General features: G+C 69.3%; 24 protein-coding genes and 2 tRNA genes. 8 read left to right on the top strand and 18 right to left on the bottom strand.

The genetic code is table 11. From position 1 onward, the window contains the following. Positions 1 to 88: 88 nt before the first annotated feature. Together ACTU3I_RS04410 and ACTU3I_RS04405 are read left to right on the top strand one after the other, a co-directional pair. Complete coding sequence (locus ACTU3I_RS04410) at positions 89 to 838, top strand: SDR family oxidoreductase (protein WP_442924418.1); 750 nt, start codon at positions 89 to 91, stop codon at positions 836 to 838. A 426-nt stretch (positions 839 to 1,264) separates the two neighbouring features. Further along, complete coding sequence (locus ACTU3I_RS04405) at positions 1,265 to 1,558, top strand: hypothetical protein (RefSeq protein ID WP_442924417.1); 294 nt, start codon at positions 1,265 to 1,267, stop codon at positions 1,556 to 1,558. Positions 1,559 to 1,736: 178 nt separating this feature from the next. On the opposite strand, the gene ACTU3I_RS04400 is transcribed toward ACTU3I_RS04405, so the two are convergent. Beyond that, positions 1,737 to 2,222, bottom strand: a complete 486-nt coding sequence (locus ACTU3I_RS04400; protein ID WP_442924416.1) for an RrF2 family transcriptional regulator — start codon at positions 2,220 to 2,222, stop codon at positions 1,737 to 1,739. An 85-nt stretch (positions 2,223 to 2,307) separates the two neighbouring features. Between ACTU3I_RS04400 and ACTU3I_RS04395 the strand changes: the two genes are divergently transcribed. The 3 genes from ACTU3I_RS04395 (at position 2,308) to ACTU3I_RS04385 (ending at position 4,696) form a co-directional block, all read left to right on the top strand. Beyond that, positions 2,308 to 3,057 carry an SDR family oxidoreductase gene (locus tag ACTU3I_RS04395; protein ID WP_442924415.1) on the top strand — a complete coding sequence of 250 codons (750 nt, stop codon included), beginning with the start codon at positions 2,308 to 2,310 and terminating at the stop codon, positions 3,055 to 3,057. Positions 3,058 to 3,133: 76 nt separating this feature from the next. Continuing rightward, complete coding sequence (locus ACTU3I_RS04390) at positions 3,134 to 3,880, top strand: SDR family oxidoreductase (RefSeq protein WP_442924414.1); 747 nt, start codon at positions 3,134 to 3,136, stop codon at positions 3,878 to 3,880. 78 nt (positions 3,881 to 3,958) lie between these two features. Then, positions 3,959 to 4,696 (top strand): SDR family oxidoreductase, encoded by a 738-nt coding sequence (locus ACTU3I_RS04385; RefSeq protein ID WP_442924413.1) that lies wholly within the window; start codon positions 3,959 to 3,961, stop codon positions 4,694 to 4,696. A gap of 382 nt (positions 4,697 to 5,078) precedes the next feature. Here ACTU3I_RS04385 and ACTU3I_RS04380 read toward each other — a convergent pair whose 3' ends face one another. Further along, complete coding sequence (locus tag ACTU3I_RS04380; protein ID WP_442924412.1) at positions 5,079 to 5,240, bottom strand: hypothetical protein; 162 nt, start codon at positions 5,238 to 5,240, stop codon at positions 5,079 to 5,081. A gap of 94 nt (positions 5,241 to 5,334) precedes the next feature. Between ACTU3I_RS04380 and ACTU3I_RS04375 the strand changes: the two genes are divergently transcribed. After that, positions 5,335 to 5,607, top strand: coding sequence for a hypothetical protein (locus ACTU3I_RS04375; protein WP_442924411.1), 273 nt, complete (start codon positions 5,335 to 5,337; stop codon positions 5,605 to 5,607). Positions 5,608 to 5,666: 59 nt separating this feature from the next. Here ACTU3I_RS04375 and ACTU3I_RS04370 read toward each other — a convergent pair. The 7 genes from ACTU3I_RS04370 to serS all read right to left on the bottom strand — a co-directional run bounded on the left by ACTU3I_RS04370 (position 5,667) and on the right by serS (position 12,026). Beyond that, positions 5,667 to 5,755, bottom strand: a tRNA-Ser gene (locus ACTU3I_RS04370). Between the two features lie 71 nt (positions 5,756 to 5,826). Continuing rightward, a complete protein-coding gene (locus tag ACTU3I_RS04365; RefSeq protein WP_442924410.1) occupies positions 5,827 to 7,101 on the bottom strand; it encodes an LCP family protein in 1,275 nt (424 codons plus the stop codon). A 36-nt stretch (positions 7,102 to 7,137) separates the two neighbouring features. Next, on the bottom strand, positions 7,138 to 8,787 hold the full coding sequence (locus ACTU3I_RS04360) for a RecQ family ATP-dependent DNA helicase (protein WP_442924409.1): 1,650 nt from the start codon (positions 8,785 to 8,787) through the stop codon (positions 7,138 to 7,140). 63 nt (positions 8,788 to 8,850) lie between these two features. After that, a complete protein-coding gene (locus ACTU3I_RS04355; protein ID WP_442924408.1) occupies positions 8,851 to 9,357 on the bottom strand; it encodes a hypothetical protein in 507 nt (168 codons plus the stop codon). 217 nt (positions 9,358 to 9,574) lie between these two features. Continuing rightward, positions 9,575 to 9,659 (bottom strand) — tRNA-Ser (locus ACTU3I_RS04350). A gap of 217 nt (positions 9,660 to 9,876) precedes the next feature. Next, positions 9,877 to 10,764, bottom strand: a complete 888-nt coding sequence (locus tag ACTU3I_RS04345; protein WP_442924407.1) for an HAD family hydrolase — start codon at positions 10,762 to 10,764, stop codon at positions 9,877 to 9,879. Beyond that, positions 10,761 to 12,026, bottom strand: coding sequence for a serine--tRNA ligase (serS, locus tag ACTU3I_RS04340; protein ID WP_442924406.1), 1,266 nt, complete (start codon positions 12,024 to 12,026; stop codon positions 10,761 to 10,763). Before serS ends, ACTU3I_RS04345 begins: the two co-directional genes overlap by 4 nt. Positions 12,027 to 12,085: 59 nt before the next feature. Between serS and ACTU3I_RS04335 the strand changes: the two genes are divergently transcribed. Then, the gene (locus ACTU3I_RS04335; protein WP_442924405.1) at positions 12,086 to 13,411 is read left to right on the top strand and encodes a diacylglycerol/lipid kinase family protein; all 1,326 of its coding nucleotides are present in this window, start codon (positions 12,086 to 12,088) and stop codon (positions 13,409 to 13,411) included. A 152-nt stretch (positions 13,412 to 13,563) separates the two neighbouring features. Further along, positions 13,564 to 14,931 (top strand): cryptochrome/photolyase family protein, encoded by a 1,368-nt coding sequence (locus tag ACTU3I_RS04330; RefSeq protein ID WP_442924404.1) that lies wholly within the window; start codon positions 13,564 to 13,566, stop codon positions 14,929 to 14,931. 63 nt (positions 14,932 to 14,994) lie between these two features. Here the strand turns inward: ACTU3I_RS04330 and ACTU3I_RS04325 are convergent, their stop codons facing one another. The 9 genes from ACTU3I_RS04325 to ACTU3I_RS04285 all read right to left on the bottom strand — a co-directional run bounded on the left by ACTU3I_RS04325 (position 14,995) and on the right by ACTU3I_RS04285 (position 23,733). Next, positions 14,995 to 16,182 carry an ABC transporter substrate-binding protein gene (locus ACTU3I_RS04325; RefSeq protein WP_442924403.1) on the bottom strand — a complete coding sequence of 396 codons (1,188 nt, stop codon included), beginning with the start codon at positions 16,180 to 16,182 and terminating at the stop codon, positions 14,995 to 14,997. 248 nt (positions 16,183 to 16,430) lie between these two features. After that, complete coding sequence (locus ACTU3I_RS04320; protein WP_442924402.1) at positions 16,431 to 17,645, bottom strand: acyl-CoA dehydrogenase family protein; 1,215 nt, start codon at positions 17,643 to 17,645, stop codon at positions 16,431 to 16,433. Continuing rightward, positions 17,642 to 18,742: an acyl-CoA dehydrogenase family protein gene (locus ACTU3I_RS04315; RefSeq protein ID WP_442924401.1), complete on the bottom strand. Its 1,101-nt coding sequence runs from the start codon at positions 18,740 to 18,742 to the stop codon at positions 17,642 to 17,644. Before ACTU3I_RS04315 ends, ACTU3I_RS04320 begins: the two co-directional genes overlap by 4 nt. After that, on the bottom strand, positions 18,739 to 19,623 hold the full coding sequence (locus ACTU3I_RS04310; protein ID WP_442924400.1) for an SDR family NAD(P)-dependent oxidoreductase: 885 nt from the start codon (positions 19,621 to 19,623) through the stop codon (positions 18,739 to 18,741). Before ACTU3I_RS04310 ends, ACTU3I_RS04315 begins: the two co-directional genes overlap by 4 nt. After that, positions 19,620 to 20,075 (bottom strand): Zn-ribbon domain-containing OB-fold protein, encoded by a 456-nt coding sequence (locus ACTU3I_RS04305; RefSeq protein ID WP_442924399.1) that lies wholly within the window; start codon positions 20,073 to 20,075, stop codon positions 19,620 to 19,622. Before ACTU3I_RS04305 ends, ACTU3I_RS04310 begins: the two co-directional genes overlap by 4 nt. Further along, on the bottom strand, positions 20,072 to 21,247 hold the full coding sequence (locus ACTU3I_RS04300; RefSeq protein WP_442924398.1) for a thiolase C-terminal domain-containing protein: 1,176 nt from the start codon (positions 21,245 to 21,247) through the stop codon (positions 20,072 to 20,074). Before ACTU3I_RS04300 ends, ACTU3I_RS04305 begins: the two co-directional genes overlap by 4 nt. Next, positions 21,240 to 22,871, bottom strand: coding sequence for a class I adenylate-forming enzyme family protein (locus ACTU3I_RS04295; protein ID WP_442924397.1), 1,632 nt, complete (start codon positions 22,869 to 22,871; stop codon positions 21,240 to 21,242). The genes ACTU3I_RS04300 and ACTU3I_RS04295 overlap by 8 nt, the downstream gene beginning before the upstream one ends. Next, positions 22,868 to 23,296 carry a MaoC family dehydratase gene (locus ACTU3I_RS04290; protein ID WP_442924396.1) on the bottom strand — a complete coding sequence of 143 codons (429 nt, stop codon included), beginning with the start codon at positions 23,294 to 23,296 and terminating at the stop codon, positions 22,868 to 22,870. The genes ACTU3I_RS04295 and ACTU3I_RS04290 overlap by 4 nt, the downstream gene beginning before the upstream one ends. Beyond that, complete coding sequence (locus ACTU3I_RS04285) at positions 23,293 to 23,733, bottom strand: FAS1-like dehydratase domain-containing protein (RefSeq protein WP_442924395.1); 441 nt, start codon at positions 23,731 to 23,733, stop codon at positions 23,293 to 23,295. The genes ACTU3I_RS04290 and ACTU3I_RS04285 overlap by 4 nt, the downstream gene beginning before the upstream one ends. Positions 23,734 to 23,751 lie beyond the last annotated feature (18 nt).

Genomic DNA, 23,751 nt, shown 5'->3' with positions numbered 1-23,751 from the left:
ACGTTCAAGCCTGCTATCTCGTCGAACGTGTACGGGGGCCGCAAGGGTTCCCGACGAACGGCTGCGCTGCAGCGACAGAAGGAGTGACATGAAAATCGCCGTGGCTGGTGGCACCGGAACCGTGGGGCGTTACGTGGTGAGGGCAGCGCGCGAGCGCGGTCACGCCGTGGTCGTGCTCACTCGCTCCGAGGGCGTCGATGTGCTGCGGGGGACGAACGTGGACGCCGCGATCGACGGCGCAGACGCGGTCATCGACGTGCTGAACACAACGACGCTGTCCACCAAGAAGGCCGTCGCCTACTTCGAGACGGTCTCGCGGAACCTTCTCGCGGCCGAGCGACGCGTCAGCACACCGCACCACGTAGCTCTCTCCATCGTCGGGATCGACCGCATCGACACCTCGTACTACGCCGGCAAGCTTGCGCAGGAGCGCCTGGTCAGCGCATCCGAAGTGCCGCACACCATCGCGCGCACAGGACAGTTCCACGAGTTCGCCGAGCAGATCGCAGCTCAGACGACCATGGGCCCGCTGACGCTCGTGCCCAAGACACTATCCCGCCCGGTGGCTGCGGTCGAAGTGGCCAAGCATCTCGTCACGGTTGCGGAGAGCTCCCCCGCAGGGCGTGCCGAGGATCTGCTGGGACCCCAGGAGGAGTCGCTGGCCGACATGGTGCGTCGGATGTACGCCCACGATGGGGTCTCGAAGAAGGTGCTGGAGGTTCCCTTCCCCGGGCATTACGGACGGGGCCTCGGCTCAGGCGACCTGCGAGGCGGGCTGCCGAGTCTGTTCGCGCGCACGACCTTCGAGGAGTGGCTGTTGACGGACCACCAGGCGTAATCGACGACGCCTTCCTCACGCGCCCTGCCCGTCGCATCTACGCCCTCAGGTGCGCAGCGGGAGCATCTGGCTGCACGAGGCCAACTCGCTGCCCGGAGTGGATCTCCCCGCAGCGCAGCGAGAGCCGCACGCACTGCCGGATGGCGCTTCTCGCCCGCGGCCGGCGCGACGGCTAAACCATATCGGCCCGCCTCGAGCACACCGGGAATCGAAAACGTGCGGCTGACCGCACCGGCGCTCACCACCACGATGTCGTAGGCCAGGCTGTACGGCTCACCCTCGAGAGGTGCTACCCGAGCTCTGCGGCCGGCGTGGTCGAGTTCCAGAACCGTTCCGACGTCGTCGAGGGCGGATGCCGCAGTGTCGAGGCCCTCATTTTCTGCCAGTACCCGGGGAGCATCACGAGGATGAGCAGCGTCAGCCGGGATGCCGATCCGGCCCGACCTCGAAGCGGAACTCTGGTACTTCAGTACCGACCGCGGGCGCGCGGGCCTCGACGCCAACCGCGCCGAGGTCGCGCGAGTCATCTGGACGCGCAACTCTCCGGACTGGCGGTACGACAACGCCGTCCTTGAGCGCTCGGGAGAGGCCTTCGACAACCCGGACTACGTCGACGTCGTGATCCACTCCTACCGCCACCGGCTCGGCCTCGCTCCCGGGCGGCGCCGTACGAGGCGCTCGAGCACCGCCTCGCCGACCAGCCCGACATCGCGGTCGTGACGGTGACTCTGGACAGGCTGGCGGACGGCAACTCCCCGCGACCGACGACACCTCCACCGCGCCCCATTTCACCGGCCCACGGGTGCACCGCAAGGTCGAGCAGGCAGGCCACAATCTGCCGACCGAGCCCCTCGCAGGCCTTTGCCGACGCCGTGCGGGAGGCCGACGTACTCGCGAGCTACGTCGACTGAGTGAGAGGCTGCGCGAACCACCGATGGATCGCCGTCAGAGTCGGCCCGCCCCCCTCGGCGCTCACAGTGTCGCGCAGGCTTCGGATGCTGATCTCCTTCAGGGTGCCACGCCACGCCGCCTCGCCGGCGAGCATCGCGCGAGCGACCGGGCACGCGCGCGCGCAGTCCTCGGGCGGCGTCCCCAGAGGACCTCGCTGGCGGATCTCGGTGCACTCGAAAGCGGGGGCAGGACCGTCGATGGCGAGCACGACGTCAAGTACCGAGATGTCCTCGGGTGCGCGCGTCAGCACATATCCGCCCGCTTTTCCCTGCACCGATCGCACGAGCCCCGCGCGCGCCATCGTCTGCATCTGCTTGGCCAGATAGGTGCCGGATACATCGTGCAGACGCGCGAGCTTGGCTACCGGGACCGGGTCGATGACATCGGCGAGGGCGACGCAGCAGTGCAGCGCCCACTCGACCGCACCCGACATCCGCACGACCTCATTCTACTTGACGCAGACATCTGGTGTCCGAGTAAGCTAAACCGGACAAGGCTTATCCAAGTTAGGAGTTCTGATGAACGTTGTGGTCTTCGGCGGGACGGGAAACATCGGCGGGCGCGTCGCGGAGCGGCTTCGCGCCGCCGGCCATTCGGTCACGGCCGTCTCGCGCGAGACGGGCGTCGACCTCACCACCGGCGCGGGCCTGGCCGACCTCCTCGCCGGCGTCGATGTCGTGGTCGACACGCTGAACGCCATGGCCTTCGACACCGAGTCGGCTGTCGCCTTCTTCGGCGGGACGTCTGAGACGATCCTCCGCGCCGAGGAGGAGGCGCGCGTGAAGCATCACATCGCCCTGTCGATCGTCGGCGCCGACCGGCTGGACGCCAGCGGATACCTTGCCGGCAAGGTCGCCCAGGAGCAAGCGATCCGCGAGAGCGGCGTGCCTTCCACGATCGTGCGCGCGACGCAGTTCTTCGATTTCCTCCCCCTCATCGCGCAGATGTCGACCTCCGACGGCGTGGTCACGGTCGGCGACCACGACCTGCAGCCTATGGCGCCCGAGGAGGTCGCGCGGGTTCTCGCGGACGTCGCCGTCGGCGCTCCGCTGGGCGTGGTGGAGACCGCGGGCCCGGAGCGTGCATCCCTGGCGAGCTTCGTCGAGCGCCTCGCCCAGCACGACGGCTCGAGCCTGCCTCTGCGCGTGGACGCGAGTGTCGGATACTTCGGCGTTCCCACCACCGGCGATGCGATCGTCCCCGTCGGCGACGCACGCATCAGCGACGTCACGCTCGAGCAGTGGTGGCACGCCCACGCTGACGACTGACCCGCTGGCGGTGCGCGGACGACGTACACGAATCCATGGTGAACAGGGGCGGCCACCGCCCCGGAAGGAGGAAGAAATGAAGGTTCTCATCGCGGGCGGACGCGGACGCGTCGGCTCCAAGGTCGCAGACGTCCTCGAGGCGCACGGCGCCGAGGTCGTCTCGGGCGGTCTGGATGACGGCGTGGACTACATCGCCGGGACCAAGGTCGCCGAGGTGCTGAAGGGCGTCGACACCATCATCAACGTCCTCAACACCGGAAGCTTCGACGAAGAGGCCGCCGTGCGCTTCTTCGAGGGAACCACGCACTCCCTGACCGAAGCGGGCGAGCGCGCGGGCGTGAAGCATCACATCCTCCTCTCCATCGTCGGCGTCGGAGACGAGGACGGTTCCGACATCGGCTACTACCTCGGGAAGGTGGCGCAGGAGAAGGCCCTCAAGGCCGGCTCGATCCCTTACACGATCGTGCGCTCGACTCAGTTCCAGGGATACATCCCCGTGCTGGCCGATCAGCACACCGTTGACGGCGTCGTGCAGGCGCCGCGCGACCTCATCCAGCCGGTAGAACTCGACGAGCTGGTCGCCCTTCTGGCCGAGGTCGCCCTGTCCGGCACGCCCCAGGGTGAGATCGAGATCGCCGGCCCCGAGCGCTTCTACATGGACGATCTGTTCCGGGCGACGCTCGCCGCGGCCGATGACCCGCGCGAGGTCGTCACCGTCGACAGCGCCGGCGACCCCGACGCCCTTGTCCCCCACGGTGCATATCGTGCCGGAACGGTCCTGTACCCGGTCCGCGGCATCCCGCTCGCGCCGACGACCCACTGATCCCCAGCCTGTCCCCGTCGCCCACCCCCCCACACGGGCGGCGGGGACACGGAACACGAGAAGGAAGAGAACGACAGTATGAAGGTTTTCATCGCGGGTGGCCGCGGTCAGGTAGGCGCGAAGCTCGCAGACGCCCTCACCGCGCGCGGTGCGAATGTCGTCGTCGGCAGCCGCGCGAGCGGTGTAGACCACATGACCGGTGAGGGACTCGACGTCGCCCTGACCGGCGTCGATGTCGTCGTGAACGTGCTGAACATCGGGCGCTTCGACGACGTCGCCGCGGACTTCTTCGAGACGACCGCGCGCAATCTCGTCGAGGCCGGTGAGCGCGCGAGCGTGGGGCATCATGTCCTGCTGTCGATCGTCGGCGTGAGCGAGGACGACGGACCGGACAACGGCTACTGGCGGGGCAAGATCGCGCAGGAGAGCGTGGTACGCTCGGCGGCCGCGCCCGCGACGATCGTCCGCACCACGCAGTTCCACTCATGGGTGCCGACGCTTGCCGATCAGCACACCGTCGACGGGCAAGTCAGGGTGGAGCGCACCCTCATCCAGCCGGTCGAACTCAACGAGGCCGTGAGCCTCCTCGCCGATGCCGCACTGACGGCGGAACCGACGGACACCGAGATCGACTTTGCCGGTCCCGAGCGCTTCTACTTCGACGAGCTCGTGCGCGCAACTCTGACCGACGCGGGCGACGATCGCGAGATCGTGGCCCGCGACGCCGACGGCCCCGTCGATCTGATGGTGCCGCGACGGCAGCACCGCCTCGGCTCCGTCCTCTACCCGATCCGGGGCATCCCGACCGCGCCATGAGCGTCGGAGTGCGCCGAACCGCGCTCTCCGACTTGCTCGGGTCGAATGTCTCGTCCACGATCGCCCCCGCGGCGCGACGATACGAGGGTCGGTACGTCATAAAGGTCGTGGAGAACACCGCCACCCGTGGCGATGTAGAACTCAGCTACCCCACCGTCGCGAGGGCCGGTTATGCAGGCGATCGTCCAGGCCGCGGCTCCGCGCTGCATCTTCATCACCCTTGAGAACGAGAGCGATCCGAAGGCGCGGTGGATGAGCGCGGATCACCTGACGACAGGCCGTGGACGCATCCTGCCACCGCTGGTCGCAGCCGAGGTCGTGAGGCGCGGAGGCGGCGACGCGCATGTGACCGCAGCCGCCAGATCCCCGCCAGAGTCGGAAATCAACCTGCTATCGAGCCCAGTTTGATGCACTTCGTGGGCTTCTTGGCCTTGATGTAGTCGCGAAGTCCCTGGTCCTGCTCTTTGACGGTGAACGTCCGAGCGCTGGTTATGAGCGACCCTTGAAACAGCAGGTTGGACCGGCCGTCACCGTGCAAGAACATGTTCGAGCAGGCAGCGTAAAGGACGTCGTCGATCTCAAGACCGATGAGCTGCTTCTCATGGACGTCCGCGATCCGCTGCTCGTCACCGTGTGCTTTGCTGACCGTCAAGAAGTACCCACTCGGCTTCCGCCGCCACGCACTCCGCCACTACGCCGCTTCGACCTGGCTTCGTCTCGGCACACCGCCGAACGAGGTCGCCGAGTACTTGGGCGACGACCCCCGGACAGTCCTCGCGGTGTACGCTCACATCCTCGGCGAAGGGCAACGGCTCGACCACCTGCGGCGCCTCATCGACGCAGAGGCAGAGGCGGAAAAGCGGCGGGGGTCACCTGGGGGTCACCTGAGCAGCTTCGGGAGGCAGATCTGACGTTGCAAACGTCCGTCGTCAGAAACACGAAAGACCCGGATGACCGGGGCTTTTCTGTGCGGAGACGGAGGGATTTGAACCCTCGGTCCCCGTGAGGGGACTCCACCTTAGCAGGGTGGTGCACTAGGCCTGACTATGCGACGTCTCCAGGCATCCGCGCGGAAACGCGAACAGCCGCGTCCATACTAACCGCCCGCGGGCAGGTCCTCGAACGTGGGGTCAGCGGAGGTTGCCGTTCGAGCAGGTGTTCTGCGCGGCGGTCTGCCCCGCGATCGTCGAGGGCAGCGCGACGGCCGTCTCCTCGGGAGCAGGCGCCTCCGTTGCACCCTCGGTGGGCGGCGGCGCCACCGGCTCCTCGGTCACCGGCTGCTCGCCGCCATCCGCGACGATCACGCCGTCGCCCTGGCTGACGTCGCCGGTCAACTCCAGCGGCTGGTTGGCCTCGATCGCCGCCCACAGCGCATCGGCGGCGGGCTCGTTCGGCACGACCTTGTTCGGGTCGGCCGGGTCGGTGAGCGTCGGGTACTGCACGAACACGATCTCGTCGAATGGCACGTTCTTGACGGCGAGCGCGATCTGCACGAGGGTCATCGGGTTGGTGAGGCTCGTCGAGGGATCGACGTTCTTCAGCGCGGTCGATGCGAGCTTGTACAGCGTGCCGGGGTTGGTCATCACCTCCTCACTCACGAGCTTGCGCGCGAGCTTGGACATGTACTGCTGCTGGTTGCTGATGCGGCCGAGGTCGCCGCCGTCCCCCACGCCGTGGCGGGTGCGGAGGAACTGCAGCGCTTCCATTCCCTGGATGTTGCGGTTTCCCGCCGGCCAATCGATGCCGGTGTACCGGTCGCGGATGCCGTTGGCGATGCACACCTCCACCCCGCCGATGGCGTCGGTGATGTTGATGACGCCGCCGAAGCTCGTCTTGGCCGCGAACGGGATGTTCTGCCCGCTGAGCTCGGAGACGGTGTTGACGACGCACGACAGTCCGCCGTAACTGAAGGCGCTGTTGATGGGCTGCTTGCTCATCGCCGACGTGACGTTGCCGTCGTCGTCGGTGCACGACGGGATGGGGATCATGAGGTCGCGGGGGAAGGAGATCACCGTCACCCGGCGCGGGTTGTCGGAGATGTGCACGAGCATGTTGACGTCGTTGAGCTGGCCCTCGGCATCCGGGCCCTTGCAGCGGTCCCCGAAAGCGGCCTTGAGCTCTTCTTCGCACTCGTCGGTTCCGGCGATGAAGAGATTGACGCCACCCTCGATCGCGCCGATGTCCGGCGGCACGGCGTCCTGCCCCTCCAGCTCGACGGCGTCGGCGGTGAAGCTCGACGACAGGTCGTACAGCACATAGCCGCCCACCCCCAGTCCGGCCACCAGGACGACGGCGATCGCGACCGCGAGGACCTTGCCGAGCAGGGCGAGCGGGTGCGGCGAGGTGAGGCGACCGTGCCGCGCCACCGTGCGGCGGCCGCGCTTGACGGGCTTGATCGAACTCACTCGGGACCTTCCGGGACAGTCGGGCAGCGCCCCATCCTAGGGTCGCGCACCTGAGAACGCGGTGAGGACCGGCGCGAGAAGGTCGTTTTCGGCGATCAGCTGCAGCGAGAGCGTCTTGTATCCCCGGCTGTCGAAGAACACGGTGAGCCGGTCGTCTTCGACGGCCATGACCGTGCCCTCGCCCCACTCCGGATGCACAACCCGCTCGTCGACGGCGAAACGCCCGTCGCGGTCGTCGCCGGCGTCATCGTCCTCGAAGGCGGACCCACCGGCGCACGTGTCGCAATTGCCGCACGGCTCATCCGGCTCCTGACCGAAGTACCCGAGAAGCACGCGACGGCGACACCGGCGCGTCTCGGCGTACGCGCGGAGCATCTCGATGCGCGACCGGTCGATGCGCTCTCGTTCCTCGACGCGCTCGAGAGCCGCACGCACCGCGACCTCCGCGTCCTGGCGGGGCCGCAGCTTCGCACCCGTCCGCGTCAGCCGCACGGCGGCGACATCGGCGAGGAGCGTGAGCAATGCCGTGACTCGCCGCGGCGAGAGGCCCGTCTGCTGCGCCAGGTCGGCGCGGCCGATGACACCGCGCTCGAGTGCGTGCACGAGGGTTCGCATCTCTGCGGCATCCGGATGCTTCGTCGCGAAGTAGCGCCGCAGGGCCAGGTCTTCCGGCCGATAGTGCAGGCTGGCATGCGCGGGCTCGCCATCGCGGCCGGCGCGGCCGAGCTCTTGGTAGTACGCATCGACGGAGTCGGGCGCATCGGCGTGGACCACGAAGCGCACGTTCGGCTTGTCGATGCCCATCCCGAACGCCGAGGTGGCGACGACGACGTCGAACTGGTCGTCGAGGAAGCGCTCGTGGACGCGCTCTCGCTCGCGCGCCGGGAGGCCGGCGTGGTAGGCCACGGCGCGGAGGCCGCGCTCCGCCAGCTGGTCGGCGTACTCCTCGGCACCACGGCGGGTCGCGGCGTAGAGCAGGCCGGGTCGAGGAAGGCTCGCCACCTCGTCGAGGACGGCGGCACGCTTGTCGGTGGCCTCGGGATAGCGATGCACCTCGAGGGAGATGTTCGCCCGATCGACGTCGCCGACGAGAACGAGCGGATCACGCAGGCCGAGTCGGGCGATGATCTCCTCCCGCACCGGTGTGGACGCCGTCGCCGTCAGCGCCATGACCGGGGGGCGTCCGAGGCGATCGGCCACCGAGCCGAGGAGGAGGTAGTCGGGGCGGAAGTCGTGCCCCCACGCGGCGATGCAGTGCGCCTCGTCGACGACGAGGAGTGACACGCCCTGCGCGGCCAGGCGGTCGACGACGTCGTCTTTGACGAGCTGTTCGGGAGCCAGCAGCACGTACTCCACCTCACCGGCGTCGATCCGGTCCCACGCCTCCCGCTGGGCGCGGGCACCGCGTGCGGAGTTGATGGCGACGCCGACGGGCGCGTCGGGCGCCTCTTCCAGGCGGGCCAGCTGATCCTCTTGCAGCGCTATGAGCGGCGAGACGACCGCGGCCAGGCCCGGGCGCAGGGCTGCGGCGATCTGATAGACCGCCGACTTACCCGCCCCCGTCGCCCACACCACGAGCACATCGCGGCCGGCGATGGCCGCCTCGATCGCCTCGCGCTGCTGCGGGCGGAGGTCGGGCAGTCCGAAGTGGTCCCGCGCGACGCGGGCGATGTCATCCGAGGTCACTCCCCTACTCCACCGGACGGAGGAGGGCCGATCGTGGGGGTTGCGTGACGCGCGTGCGCAGCCCTACGGCCGTCCGGACGGATCCAGCAGCTCGAGAACGAGCCTGTCGCCCTCGGTCAGATCCGAGACCCCGCTGACGGTACCGTGCAGTTCCACCGTTGCGTCGTGCCCTGGCTCGGTGAGCGTCAGGCGCCGGCTGAGACCGACGGGACGCACGGAGACGGTCGTCGTCGCTCTCGGGAACGAGGCGTACTCGGTGTCGAGAGAGCCGCTCGCGTCGCGATTGAGCACGTGGATCGTGTCGGGGGTGATGGCAACGAGGAGCTGCACGCTCGCGCCCGACCTCGCGGCGGCGTCGTGCCGACCGATGATCCCGCCGATCAAGGTACCCGCGAGAACGTCCAGGCCGCCGGGAGCGAGCGCCCCGAGAAGGCCGCCGAGCACGCCGCCTTTCGCCTGGGCGTGCGTCAATTCGGTGAGCCCGAAGATTCCCGCGGCAAGGATCTGCTCATCCGAGCCCAGCACATCCTTCGCCTCGGCGACGAGCGCACTTTCTGCGTAGCCGGTCATGGTTGCCCCCATCCATGGTGAACCGCGCTCCGCGGTGAGAACGCGCAGCGTGTGGAATTCCTCCCACGCGGCGGAGGGTGTGGGATTCTCCCCACCGCCCCTCCACGAATCGCTCCGCGCTTCGCGGAGCCTCTGGCGGCGTGGGCCCAACCGAGGTTCGAACCCGCTCCACCAGAAGGCGTGCCGCCGACCCCTGCGGGGGCCGTCGTCACGCCTGCGGAGGGTGTGGGATTCGAACCCACGGGACATTGCTGCCCACTGGTTTTCAAGACCAGGTCCATCGGCCGCTCGGACAACCCTCCCGGGGCGGATGCGACCACTCGTGCTGGGCACCGTCGAAGCATCCGCCGGCCGCGCCCACTCTATCCGAGGTCGAAGCGCCTCTCACGGGCGGTGGTGGCGGACGGAGCGGACAACATTCCGGTTACATCCGGCCCGCCGCCCATCCCTGCCCCGGGAAGTGGCCTCTCGGCCGCCTCCATCCGGAATGTTGTGCAGGATCGCGGGCGACCCGGCCAGCTAGACGTTGCGGAGGATGGCGGCCACGCCGCCCTCCGTCACGCTGAGCCCGACCTCGCCCGCGGCCGCGTGGACCTCGGCGGGGCCTTGGCCCATCGCGATCGCGCGTCCGCCGTTGCGCAGTGCCCACTCGAACATCTCTATGTCGTTGCGTCCGTCGCCCATCACGAGCACGCGGGAGGGGTCGATGCCGAGGCGCTCGCGCACGATCTCGAGGCCGGTGGCCTTGTTGACACCCTGCGGGGCGATGTCGAGCCACGCGGTCCAGCCGATCGCATACGACACCTGGGTGAGACCGATGCGCGAGACCAACTCGAGGAAGTCCTCGTCGGTCTGATCCGGCGACACGACGACGACGCGGCAGACTGGTTGATGCGAGAGCTGCTCGAACGACACGTGCCCGGCGCCGCGCAGATTCCAGTCCTCGAGGTACTCGGTGTACAGCCGCGTCCCGTCAGGCAGCTCCACCATGTACCGCGCGTCGGAGAGGTGGCCGCGCAGCAGCGCCAGCACCTCGGCCGGGTCGAACGTCTCGACATGGACGCGTTCGTATCCGTCGCCGGCGCGCCCCATCACGATCGCACCGTTGGAGCAGACGGCGAACTCGGGCTCGATCGCCAGCGCGTGCATGATGCGTTCGGTGCTGTCCCAGCTGCGGCCGGTCGCCAGCATCACCTCGTGGCCGCGGCCCTGCGCGTGCGCGACGGCCTCGACGACCCCTGGGCTGAGCGTCTCGTCCTCGAGGATGACGGTGCCGTCGATGTCGAGCGCGATGAGGAGGCGGCCGGCGGATGCGGCCGTCGCGACGTCATCCACCGCTCGGGCGGCGTCGGCCTCGGTGCGTGCCTCGATGCTGCCGCTGTCGGGAAGGTTCTCGCCGTCCGTCACCCGACAGGCTCCAGCACCTCGAGGCCGCCGAGGTACGGGCGCAGCGCCTCGGGGACGCTCACGGTGCCGTCGGGGCGCTGGTGGGTCTCCAGCAGCGCCACGATCCACCGGGTCGTCGCCAGGGTGCCGTTCAAGGTCGCGACCGGCTGGGTCTTGCCGCCTTCCGGTCGGTGCCGGATGTTGAGGCGGCGCGCCTGGTATGTGGTGCAGTTCGACGTGCTGGTGAGCTCCCGATAGGCGCCCTGCGTGGGAACCCAGGCCTCGATGTCGTACTTGCGCGCGGCGCTGGACCCGAGGTCGCCGGCGGCGACATCGATGACGCGGTAGGCAAGGCCCAGGTCTCGCAGCATCTGCTCCTGCATCGCCACGAGACGCAGATGCTCGGCCTCGGCGTCTTCCGGCGTCGTGTAGACGAACATCTCCAGCTTGTTGAACTGGTGCACGCGGATGATGCCACGGGTGTCCTTGCCGTACGACCCCGCCTCGCGGCGATAGCACGTCGACCAGCCCGCGTACCTCTTGGCGCCGCGGTCGAGGTCCAGGATCTCGTCCATGTGATAACCGGCGAGCGGCACCTCGCTGGTGCCGACGAGGTACAGATCGTCGTCGTCGAGGTGGTAGACCTCGTCGGCGTGCTGACCCAGGAAGCCGGTGCCGCGCATCACCTCGGGGCGCACGAGCGTCGGCGGGATGATCGGGGTGAAACCGGCCGACAGGGCACGGTCGAGCCCGAGGTTCATGAGGGCGATCTCCAGACGCGCACCGACTCCGGTGAGGAAGTAGAAGCGGCTGCCTGACACCTTCGTGCCCCGCTCCATGTCGATCGCGCCGAGCTTCTCGCCCAGCGCGAGGTGATCCAGCGGCTCGAAGTCGAATGTCGGCACGTCCCCGGAGGTGCGAAGGGTGACGAAGTCCGCCTCGCCACCGGCGGGTACCCCGTCCAGCACGATGTTCTCGATCTTCGACAGCGCGGCATCCGCCGCAGCCTCGGCCTCGGTGACGGCGTGCTGGGCGGCCTTCACCTGGGCGCTCAGCTCTTTCGCCTCGGCGACGAGAGCGGCCTTCTCGTCCTTCGGCGCAGAGGCCACCCGCTTGCCGTGGGCGTTCTGCGCCGCGCGGAGCTCTTCGAAGCGGGTGATCGCCGCGCGGCGATCGCGGTCGGCGGCGAGCGCCTCGTCGACCGTCTCGGCGGACTCGCCGCGGGCCAGCTGAGAGCTCTTCACCCGCTCGGGGTCGTCGCGCAGCAGGGTCAGGTCGATCACGCCCCTATCCTAGGCGGGGCACGGTCCGGGCCGGTTCGGGCAGGGCCTAGGGTTGACCCATGGCGGCGGCTGACGATTCCCGCGAGGACGACTCTTCCCCCGAAGACGGCCCGCTCCCCTCCGAGGCGACTCCCGGGCGCGACGAGCGCGAGCAATTCGAGTCCGAATCCCTCCGTGAGGAGGCGCCCGCCGACGGTGAGCCGGATGCCGCGCCCGATGGCGTGGAAGCACCCGGCCCGCGAGGCGCAGATGTCGATGCGCCGCGCCCGGCGGAGGCGGCCGCCCCCGATGGCGTGATCCGCGAGCCCGAGGACGTTCCGTCCGACACGGCCGATGGCGAGACCGGCGAGGCTCGGCAGGTCACCGCGGACGGCGAACAGACGTCGATGTCGGCACCGCCGACCGACCGCAGACGCGCTGCCCTGGTCTACAACCCGATCAAGGTCGACGCCGCGCGCCTGCGCGCCCGCGTGGCCGAGCTGGCGGCCCAGGCGGAGTGGGCCGAACCCCTGTTCTGGGAGACCACGGTCGATGATCTCGGCGACGACGCCACGCGCGCCGCCTTGCACGAGGGCGCCGACGCGATCCTCGTCGCCGGCGGCGACGGCACCGTGCGGGCCGTCGCCGAGGCGCTCACCGACACCGGCGTGCCGCTCACGATCGTCCCGAGCGGCACCGGGAATCTCCTTGCGCGGAATCTCGCGCTGCCGCTCGACGATGGCGACGCGATGATCCGTGCGACGTTCGAGGGCGACACGATCCCCGTCGACGTCGGCGTGGCGCGGCTGCGGCGAGAAGACGGCTCCACCGAGGAGCATGGTTTCGTCGTCATGGCGGGCATGGGGCTGGACGCCGCGATGATCGCGAACACCAACCCGCAGCTGAAGAAGACCGTGGGGTGGGTCGCCTACGTCGACGGCGCCGCGCGGTCGCTGGTCACCGCGAAACCGTTCCGCATCGTCTACCAGCTCGACGAGCACCGCCTCCACGCGGCGCGAGTGCAGAGCATCCTGTTCGCCAACTGCGGTGCGCTTCCGGCGGGCGTCGCCCTCATCCCGGATGCCTCGATCACCGACGGGCAGCTGGATGTCGCGATCATCCAGCCTGCGGGACCCTTCGGATGGTTCGGCGTGTGGCGCAAGATCTGGTGGGACAACTCGTTCCTCCGCCGCTTCCACGCCGGTCGGCGCGTCCTCGAGCGCCGCGGTCGGGATTCGTCGGTGCACTACCGGCAGGGCCGGCAGATCGAGACGGCGACCGCCCCCGCTCAGCCCGTGGAGCTCGACGGCGACGAGTTCGGCGAAGCGACCCGCATCCACTGCCGCATCGTCGAGGGCGGGCTGCAGATCGTGGTGCCCTCCGGTCACAAGACCGCGAGTCTCTGACGCCCCGCCCGCCCCGCCCCGCCCCTGCCCGCCTCGCCCGCACCGTGTTGCCGCTCTCACCCGCTCGGGGCAGCAAGACGGTGCGGGTGAGCGGGAAGGCAGCGCGCTGTCAATCCCACCCGCGTCGGCGCGGCGCCCCCTAGCGTGACGGGATGGCCAGCCCCTCGATCGTGTGGTTCCGCGACGACCTGCGACTCGCCGATCATCCGGCGCTGCGGGCGGCCCTGGACCGCGGCGAGCCGGTCGTCGGGGTGTACGTCCTGGAGGAGGGCGACGACATCCGCGAGCTCGGCGGCGCCGCCAGATGGTGGCTCCACGGTTCGCTGGCCTCTCTCGGCGAGCGCCTGCGCGAGCGCGGCTCCGCCCTGGTGCTGCGACGCGGACGCGCGGCGGAGATCGTGCCCGCGCTCGTCGCGGAGGTCGGCGCGGGCGCGGTGTTCTGGAACCGCCGTTACGGCGCCGCAGAGCGCGGGATCGACGCGGGGATCAAGACCGCGCTGCGAGACCGAGGCATCGAGGTGGCCTCGTTCGCGGCCTCCGTCCTGTTCGAGCCGTGGACGATCCGCACCGGCGCCGACACCCCCTATGCCGTCTTCACCCCGTTCTGGCGCGCGTGCCAGAACGCGCCCGCGCCGCGCGCCCCGCTTCCCGAACCGCGGGAGGTGCCGGGCGGGGGCATTCACCCGGCCGGCGACGACCTCGACACCTGGGAGCTGCTCCCGGCGCATCCGGACTGGGCCGGGGGCCTCCGGGAGCGGTGGGAGCCGGGGGAACCCGCCGCCCGCGCACGCCTGCGCGCGTTCCTCAGCGACGACCTCGGCGACTACGACCGCTCGCGCGACGAGCCGTCCGGCGAGGCGACGTCGCAGCTCTCGCCGCGGCTGCGGTGGGGCGAGGTCAGCCCGCACCAGGTGTGGCACGCGGTCGTCGAGCATCGCGGCACCGGGCAGCACGCCGCATCCGCCTCCCGCTTCCTCTCCGAGCTCGGCTGGCGGGAGTTCGCGTGGCACACCCTCTTTCACTTCCCCGACTTGGCCACGAAGAACTGGCGCGGCGAGTTCGACGCGTTCCCGTGGCCGCCGCTGAACGAGGCGCACCTGGAGGCATGGCAGCAAGGCAGCACGGGCGTCGCCCTGGTGGACGCCGGGATGCGTGAGCTGTGGCGCACCGGCTACATGCACAACCGGGTGCGGATGGTGACCGCGTCCTACCTCGTCAAGAACCTGCTCGTCGATTGGCGCCGCGGAGAGCAGTGGTTCTGGGACACGCTCGTGGACGCCGATGCGGCGAACAATCCGTTCAACTGGCAGTGGATCGCAGGCTCAGGAGCGGACGCGGCGCCCTACTTCCGCGTGTTCAACCCCGAGCGCCAGCGAGACAGGTTCGATCCGCATGACGAGTACATCCGCCGCTGGGCGCCGGAGCACCTTGACGGCGGTGCCGCCCCGCCACTCGTCGACCTGGCCGAGACCGGTCGCCGCGCCCTCGACGCGTACGACGTCGTGCAGCGTTCGCGCTGACGGCGGAAACGGACATCGACCGGGCCCGCGAAACGGCGGGCCCGGTCGATGAGGATTCGACGCCTACTTCTCCAATGTGACGAGGTAGCCCGTCTCCGGGTCGTACTTCAGGGTCGCCATCTGACCCGAGAAGCCCTCGGGGCCGTTCTCCCAGGAGATGGTGGCCCCGTCCTTGCCGGCGACGGACTCGTACGGCTCCATCGCGACCAGCCAGTCGCGCAGCTTGTCGCCGTCGGTGTCGCCCTCGGTCGCGTCGAGAGCGTTCTTCAGGATCATGAACGCGTCGTACGTCGCGGCGGCGGGTTCGGGCAGCGTGCCGGCCCACTCCTCGGCCGTCCCGCCGTACTCCTCGGCGTACTTCTCCGCGAACTCGGTGTAGAGCGCCTTGTCGGGCTGCTTGTTCTGGATGCTGTACACCGGCACGTTCTCATATGCCTCGCCGCCGATGCGGATGGCGTCCGCGGCGACCGGCGACGAGAACCCGATGACCGGCACGACGAGGCCCTGTTCGTACATCGTCTTGATGTCCAGGCCGGCATCGGCCGCGGATGACCCGATCAGGATCACGCCGTCGGGATCTTGCGCCTTCACCGCGGCGATCGCCGTGGACACATCGGTCGAGTTGATGGCGTACCCAACCTCGGTCCCGGCTTCGATGCCGGCGGCCTCCAGCGCATCGTTCGTCGGCTGCCAGAGCGTCGAGCCGGTGGGTGAGTCGTCATGCAGGACGACGACCTTCTCCAGTCCGAGGTCTGACGCCGCCTGTGCCATGAGCTCGGGGTAATCGTCCTGGATGTGGGTGGTACGGAAGACGTACTCGGAACCGTCCGTCAGCGCCGGCGAGATGGTCGACGGCGACATGAAGATGATCTCGCGGGGGTCGGTCAACTGACGGATCGCAAGACCCTCGATCGTCGTATACGCCCCCACGACGATCTCCGCGCCGTCCACGGTGAGGGCACGCTGGGTCACCTTCGCCGACTCGTCGGCGGTGAGGAGGTCGTCGTAGACCTTCAACTCCAGCGGCCTCCCGCCGGCTCCGCCGTTCGCGTTGATCTCCTGGATCGCGAGCTCGGCGGAGTTGACGATCTGCTCCGCGGTCGTGGCATTCCCGCTCGTCAACGGCAACGGCATCGCGACGACCAGCGGCTCGCCAGTGGCCTCTCCTGCCCCTTCGCCCTCGCTTCCGGCGTTGTCGCCGCCCGCGGCACAGCCCGCGAGCACGAGTGCGGCGGCGGCTGCGATCGCCATTGATGCAACTCTGATTCGCATTCGTTCCTTCTCTCTTCTGGATGGGGTTCTGGTCTCACGTACCGGGCCGGCAGGCCCGGTACGCGTGGGCCGACCGGTGAGAGATGACGATGCAAGTTCCGGGTGACTTCATCGTCAGCTCAGATCGTTGACCCTGTTAATTCAGGTTGTTAACTGTTTTTACGCTACACGTCGCAGCTCCCTCTGTGAAGGGTTTGTGACCCACTCGTGATCGGTCCGGCGAGATCTCATCCGCGCGCGAGATCGCTGAACGGCACGTCTCGACCGTCGTTACGATCGGCGGGCAGTCCCAGGATCCGCTCGGCGATGATGTTGCGCTGGATCTCGTCCGTTCCCCCCGCGATCCGTAGGTACGGTGCGGTGAGCAGACTCGTCTGCCAGGCTCCCCCGGCGGGCGCGTCTGCACCCGCCGACAGCCCGTCGGCCCCCAGTATTCGCAAGGCCAGGTCATTGCCGATCCGTTGCAGGTCGGCGAACTCGAGCTTGAAGATCGAGGCCTCCGGTCCCGGCCCTGCGCCCGACGCGACAGCGCGGGCACTGCGTCGCGCGAGCGCGGCGAGCGCGCGGTTGCGCACCTCCAGCGTCGCGACCTCGTCGAGCAGCGCGGCATCCGCCTGTACCCTACCGGTGCGCTCGCGCTGCGAGCGAGCGAGGGTGATCAGCTGCCGCGCCTCGATGCCGGGGTCGCCGCCGATCGCGACGCGCTCGTTTCCCAGCGTGGTCCGGACCACGCTCCACCCGTCGCCCGGCCGGGCGACGATGTTCTCCGGGGGAATGGGCACATCGTCGAGGAAGACCTCGGCGAAATGAGCATCCCCGGTCATCTGCCGCAGCGGTCGGACGCTCACGCCCGGTGAATGCATGTCGAGCACGAAGTAGGACAGACCCCGATGCTTGGGGACCGAGAAGTCGCTGCGTGCCACGAGGATCGCGAGATCGGCGTGCTGGCCGCCGGAGGTCCATACCTTCTGACCGCTGATCCGCCACCCGTCGGAGTCGTGCTCGGCCCGTGTGGAGAGCGAGGCGAGGTCGCTGCCCGCCCCCGGCTCGCTGAACAACTGACACCACAGCTCCTCGCCGCGCAGGATCGCGGGGAGATACCGCCGCTTCTGCTCCTCGGTTCCATGGGTGAGGAGGGTCGGGCCGACCAGGTCGATGGCGACGTTGAACGCTTCCAGGCCGAGGTCGTACTCCGCCGCCTCCTCGTCGAAGATGCGCTGAGCGCCATCGTCCAGCCCAGCGCCGCCGTAGACGGCGGGCCACGTCAGACCGGCCAATCCGGCATCCGCCAGCGCCCGCTGACGCGCGCGCGCCGTCTCGAACTCCTCATCGGAGAGGTCTTTCACGCTCGGAGCAGGGGGGAGATCGCCGGCGATGCGGCGAGGCGCCGACGCCGCCAGCCACTCGCGCACACGTCCACGGAACTCATCGGGATTCGTCACGCGCCCCACCCCTCTGCCCGCGCGAGCGCCGCGCGATGCATCACCGCATCGCCGAGCAGCAGCTGCGACGACTTGGCCCGCCGGAAGAACAGATGGGAGTCGTGCTCCCAGGTGAATCCGATGCCGCCGTGCACCTGGACCGCCTCACTCGCGACGGCGAAGAACGCGTCGGACACGTACGCCTTCGCGACATGCGGGAGGTCTTCGCGGCGGGAAGCGGCTTCCCGCGCGACCGCCGCCATCAGCTCCACGCGCGCGAGCATGTCCGCGCACTTGTGCTTGATCGCCTGGAAGCTCCCGATCGGGCGCCCGAACTGATGACGGATCTTCGCGTACTCCACCGTGAGCTCCAGCGCACGTCGAGCGGCGCCGGCCGATTCCAGGCAGAGGAGCACTGTCGCATCCGCGAGCCCGGCGGCGATGGCCTCCGCTCCGGCGCCGACCACCGTCGCCTGCGCCTCGACGACATCGACGCGCGCAAGCGGTCGCGTGAGATCGAGGGTCTCCACAGCGACAGCCCGTACGCCGGGCGCGTCCGCCGGCAGCGCGACGAGGACGACCCGCTCGTCCTCGTCGCGCGCGACGACGAAGATCGTGTCGGCCGTGTGCCCGTCGACGACGTGACGCAGCTCGCCGTTCACGACCGCGCGGTCGCCGCTGATGCGGACGCGGGCCGGTGTGTCGACGGGATCCCAGGAGCCGGATGCCCCGACCCACGCGACGGTCGCCGTGGCCGTGCCGTCCAGGAGCGGCGTCAGATGCTCCTGTGCGCCCAGGCGCGTCAGCACCGACGCCGCCAGTCCGGCGGTGGCGAAGAGCGGACCCGGGACGAGGGAGCGGCCGAACTCCTCGAACACCACGCCGGCGAAGGGCAGGCCGCCGCCCTCGCCGCCCAGTGACTCCGGCACTCCGATGGAGACGACCTGCAGCTCGCTCACCGCCCGCCGCCACGCGCTCCGGTCGTAACCGCGTCCCTCGTCGACCATGGCACGCGTCGCGGCCAGCGGCATGACGTGGTCGACGAAGTCCCGCACGGACTCGCGGAAGTCGGCCTCCAGCTCGGGCTCGATGCCCTCGTCTTCGACGGTCGCGCTCATCGCTCGGCCACCGGGTCGGGAAACGGCACGATCGTTGTGTCACGACCGGCGAACAGCTCGCGCGACGCGTCCGCGAGCTCGGAGACATCCCATCGTGCCTGTTTGGTGATCGCCGAGGCCTCCCGCCAGGGCTCCAGCAGCGACACCGTCCCGCCGTGGACGACGAATGTCTGACCCGTGATCCGGGACGCGTCGTCGGAGCACAGGTAGGCGACCCAGGGAGCGATGTTGTCCGGATCCCAGCGGTCGAAACCGGGGGTGGCGTCGAAGAGGCCGAGGTGCTCGGTCATGGGCGTGCGGCTGCGCGGGCAGATCACGTTCACCGCGACGCCGTATCGCTCCAGCTCGCGGGCGGCGACCATCCCGAGGCCGACGATGCCGGCCTTGGCGGCGGAGTAGTTCGCCTGACCGACGTTCCCGAACAGCCCGGCCTCCGAACTCGTCATGACGACGTGCCCGTTCGCCGGGGCACCGGTGCTCTTCGCGAGCTCGCGCCAGTGCGCAGCGGCGGCCCGCAGCGGCGCGAAGTGCCCGTTGAGATGCACGCGCAGCACCGCGTCCCATTCCGGCTCGGACATGTTCACCAGCATCCGGTCGCGGATGATGCCCGCGTTCAGCACGAGTCCGTCGAGGCGACCGTACTCGGCCAGGGCAGCGTCGACGAGCCCCTGCCCGCCGTCCCATGTCGCGATATCGTGCGAGCTCGCGGTCGCGGATCCTCCGCGAGCACGGATCTTCTCGACAGCCTCATCGGGGCCGCCGAGGTCGTTGACGACGACGGATGCTCCCTCCGCGGCGAGCAGCAACGCGTGACTGAGCCCGATCCCGCGACCGGCACCGGTGACCGCGACGACCTTTCCGTCGAGAGCGCCCTGAGTCATGCGATTCCTCCTTCTTCCGTGCGTGCGTGCCGGGTGTCCGCCGAGCGCGGACGCCAATAAGGGATGCCGATGTCGCCGTGCGTGACGCCGTAGCCCTCGACGGCCATCCCGATCCGCACATCCTCGATCGGACAGTCGGTGAGATTGCCCATGATCTTGACGCCGTTGTCCAGTTCGACCATGACGACCGCGTACGGCACTTCGTCTCGGAAGGGCTTCATGCCCATCTGCCGGATGATCGTGAAGGTGTAGACCGTTCCGATCGCCGGCACCTCCTCGAACACGGGCACCGTGCCGCACTCGATGCAGATCGGGCGAGGGAAGTGCTGCCAGCCTCCGCACCGAGGGCAATGCTGCACGACGAGCCGCTGCTCGGTCCACGCCGTGAAGTACTCGCGCGAGAACTCGTCGGTGATCCACGGGAGCGGACGCTCCACCTCGGGGTCGATCATGATGCCGCCGCCTCCGTTCCCAGCAGGACCGCGCCGATCGCGGACGCCCACCCTCCAGATCCGGCGGCCATCACCACGTCGCAGTCCGCCACCTGCACCGGCCCGGCCTCACCGCGCAGCTGTCGTACGGCCTCGAGCAGAAGGTGCATTCCGCGCATACCGGGGTGGCAGGCCGAGAGCCCGCCGCCGTCGGTGTTCGTGGGAAGCCGACCGTCCAGACGCAGGTTGCCGTCGGCGATGAAGCGCCCGCCCTCCCCCTTCTCGCAGAAGCCGAGACCCTCGATGAGCAAGAGGACGGTGATGGTGAAGCTGTCGTACGCCATCAGAGCGTCCACATCGCCCGGCCCGAGGCCCGCTTGCGCATAGGCGGCCGCCGCGGCTGCGGGGGCTGCGGTGGTGTCGAACGTCGGCGACTGATGGACGGCCCAGTGCGTCTGTCCGACGCCGGAGCCCAGGATGTGCACGGGCCGATGGGGCAGGTCCCTGGCCCGCTCGGCGGTGGTGAGGATGAGCGCGCCCCCTCCGTCGGAGACGACGCAGGAGTCGAGCTTCTTCAACGGGTCGGCGATGTAGCGCGAACTCATGACATCGTCGACCGTGATCGGCTCACGGTACATCGCGTCCGGGTTGTGCTGGGCGTACTCCCGGGTGGACACCGCGACCTCGGCGAGCTGCTCCTCGGTCGTGCCGTATTCGTGCATGTGCCGGCGGGCGAAGAGTGCGTACGACCCGACGACGGAGTTGCCGTATGGGCTTTCGAACTGCCGCGCCCCGTACGGTCTGAGGTCTCCTCCGCCGGTTCCCAGCGAACGTCCCACCGAAGAATAGAGGTCCGATCCGTAGGTGATCGCCGCGGTCTCGCACAGACCGTGCTCGATGGCCAGTGCGGCGTGCTGCACGAGGTGCTCGAACGACGATCCGCCCGTGTAGGTGCTGTCGGCGTAGCGGTACCGGATCCCCAGATACTCCGCGACATCCGTCACCGCATACGGCGTCATCCCGGGGATGTCGGCATCCGCCATGAAGAATCCGTCGATCTCGGACTTGGCGACGCCGCTGTCGGCCAGGGCGCGGGCGAAGGCCTGTCCATGGTGTCCGATGACGTTCAGGTGCGGCGTTCGGGGGGCGTCGGATGCGGCGGCTCCGACGATCACAGGGCGACGATCAGTCATCGTTCTCCTCGGTCTGCGAGTGGCTCGCGTGGAACGCGGCGAGGTCGTTCTTCTTCACCTTGCCGCTGGGCGTTCGGGGAAGTCCGCCGGGGAGGATGTGCCACACCACGGGGAGCTTCTGCTTCGCCAGGCCGGACTGGTCGAGGAAGGCGAGCACGTCCTGCGGGCCCTGCCAGTCGCGCCCCTCGGCGGGACGGATGAAGGCACCCACGCATTCGCCGAAGCGCGCGTCGGGGAGTCCCAGGACGGCGGCCTCCGCGATTGCGGGGTGCGCGAGCAGCGCGAGCTCGATGTCCTGCGCGGAGAACTTCTCCCCGCCCCGATTGATGATGTCCTTGAGACGCCCGGTCATCTTCACCCAGCCGTCGGCCGTGGTGTAGCCCACGTCCCCGGTGTAGAACCAGCCGTCGGCGTCCATCTGGCGCGCGGTGGCGTCGGGGTCGGTGTACCGCTCCATGACCTGCGGCCCACGCACGCGGAGCTCCCCCTGTCGGCCGAAGGGGAGCGGGTTGCGATCCTCGTCCACCGCCTCGATCTGCATGCCCGAGAAGATCCGCCCGTCCAGTTCCGCGCGCTTGTCCAGCGGATCCTCCGGACCGAAGCCGCTGAGGGTGCCCGCCTCGGTCATGCCGTAACAACTGCCGGCGACCACGCCGAAGCGGGCTGCGCGGCGGATCACGTCGGGCGGCGTCATGGCGCCGGCGCTGGCGTACAGGCGGATGGGGTTCCGGGCGAAACGCCCGGATTCGTACACGTCGACCATCTCGGTCAGGAACAGCGCGGCCCCGAGCATGACAGTGGCCTTCTCCCGCTCGGCCACCTCGGCCGCGTCGATGGCCTTCCATCCCGGGAGCACGACGACGCGGGCGCCGGTGAACAGGGGCAGCAGGATGGCGGCGTTGAATCCGCCCAGGTGCGACAACGGCGTGCCGACGAGGTAGACGTCTTCGGAATGGACGCCGAACCGGTCGACCCAATTGCGGGCGTGCGCGACGCACTCCCGGGACGTCAGCACCGCGCCCTTCGACTTCGCCGTCGTGCCCGACGTGTACAACACCAATGCCGGCTCGGAAGCGGGCGCCGGGTCGGGCAGCCGACCGGCGGGCACATCGCTGTTCGCGCCGGGGAGCTGTGCCCACCCCGCCGCCGCCCCGCCGATCGCGTACTTCACCCGGGGGGCGTGACCGGTCTCGCTCAGGACGGCGTCGATCTCCTCGGTCGGGATCCTCCCGTTGAGGTTCGCTGCCACCGCGATCGCGGCGGGCGCGGCGTCGGGGACGATGTCGAGCAGCTCATGCGTGCGGTAGATGGGGATGAGAGGCACATCGACGGCCCCGATGCGGAACGCGGCGAGCTGTAGGACGAGAGCCTCCAGCCGATTGGGTACCTGGATGAGGATGCGGTCTCCCCGCCCGACGCCGTGGCCGACGAGATCGTGTGCGACGGCCTCGACCCAGTTCTTCATGCGCGCGAAGGTGAGACGCTCGTCGCCGAAGGCGACGTACTCGCGATCGGGCGTGCGTCTGGCGTTGAGGTCGAGGAGGTCGCCGAGTCGCTCTTCGGTCCAGTCGCCGCGCGTCGCGTAGAGCTCTTCGGCGTGCTCGCGGGATAGCCGTGCGTTCATTGCCCACCGCCCCTCGGTCCTTGCCGGTGGAAGACGGCGACCCCCGTCGCCGCAGGCGCTCCGCTCGGACGGCGACAGACCAGATCCACCGTCACGACCTCGCCGTCGTCCTGAGGGTCGACATTCGTCACGGTGCCGGAGAAGCCGAGGATGTCGCCCGGCCAGACCGGCTCGCGGAAGCGGACGGCGAATCGCCGGAGCGCTGCCGCTCCGAGCCACCGTGTGGCGAAGGTCGCCAACAGCCCCGCGTGGAACATGCCCGGCGCGAACGCCGTGTCGTACCCGACGGCGCGCGCTGCCTCGTCGTCGTGGTGGATGGCGTTGAAGTCGCCCGATGCGCCCTGGTACCGCACGATATCGGTGCGCGTCACCGGGCCGAACGTCCAGTCGGTGGCGTCGCCGACGGCGATCGAGACGGCGCTCATGCCGATGCCGCCGCGGGAGTCGCCGGCTCGACGGAGGTCATGCGCGCTGTCGCGACGAGACGGCCCTCGCTGTCGTGGAACTCCGTCTCCCGGATCGCGAACCGCAGGAGACCACCGCGCGACCCCTGCTTCTCGTAGCTGTTCGCGACGCGCGACGTCGCGAACAGCGTCGTCCCCGCCACCGGCGGAGGGCCGTGGAACTCGTACTCCTGCTCGGCGTGCAGGACGCGGGTCGCGTCCATGCCCATCGCGGCGACGACGGTGGCGGGATCCTCGTGGAAGAGCAGCGTGGTGAGGAACGTCGCGGGGATCCGCACGGCGCCCTCCGACGTGATGAGATCGCCGACATCTGCCTGCACGGCGCGCGCGAACTCACGGATCTTGCCCTCTTCGAGGTCCATCCGGACCGGGCGGGAAACCTCACCGACTGTCATCATCGACCTCTTCGCCGTTCT

It is taken from the genome of Microbacterium sp. RD1, from assembly GCF_052220165.1.
Classification (GTDB): Bacteria; Actinomycetota; Actinomycetes; order Actinomycetales; family Microbacteriaceae; genus Microbacterium.
Note: the sequence above shows the minus strand (reverse complement) of the source record. Positions and strands in the feature narration are given on the sequence as shown.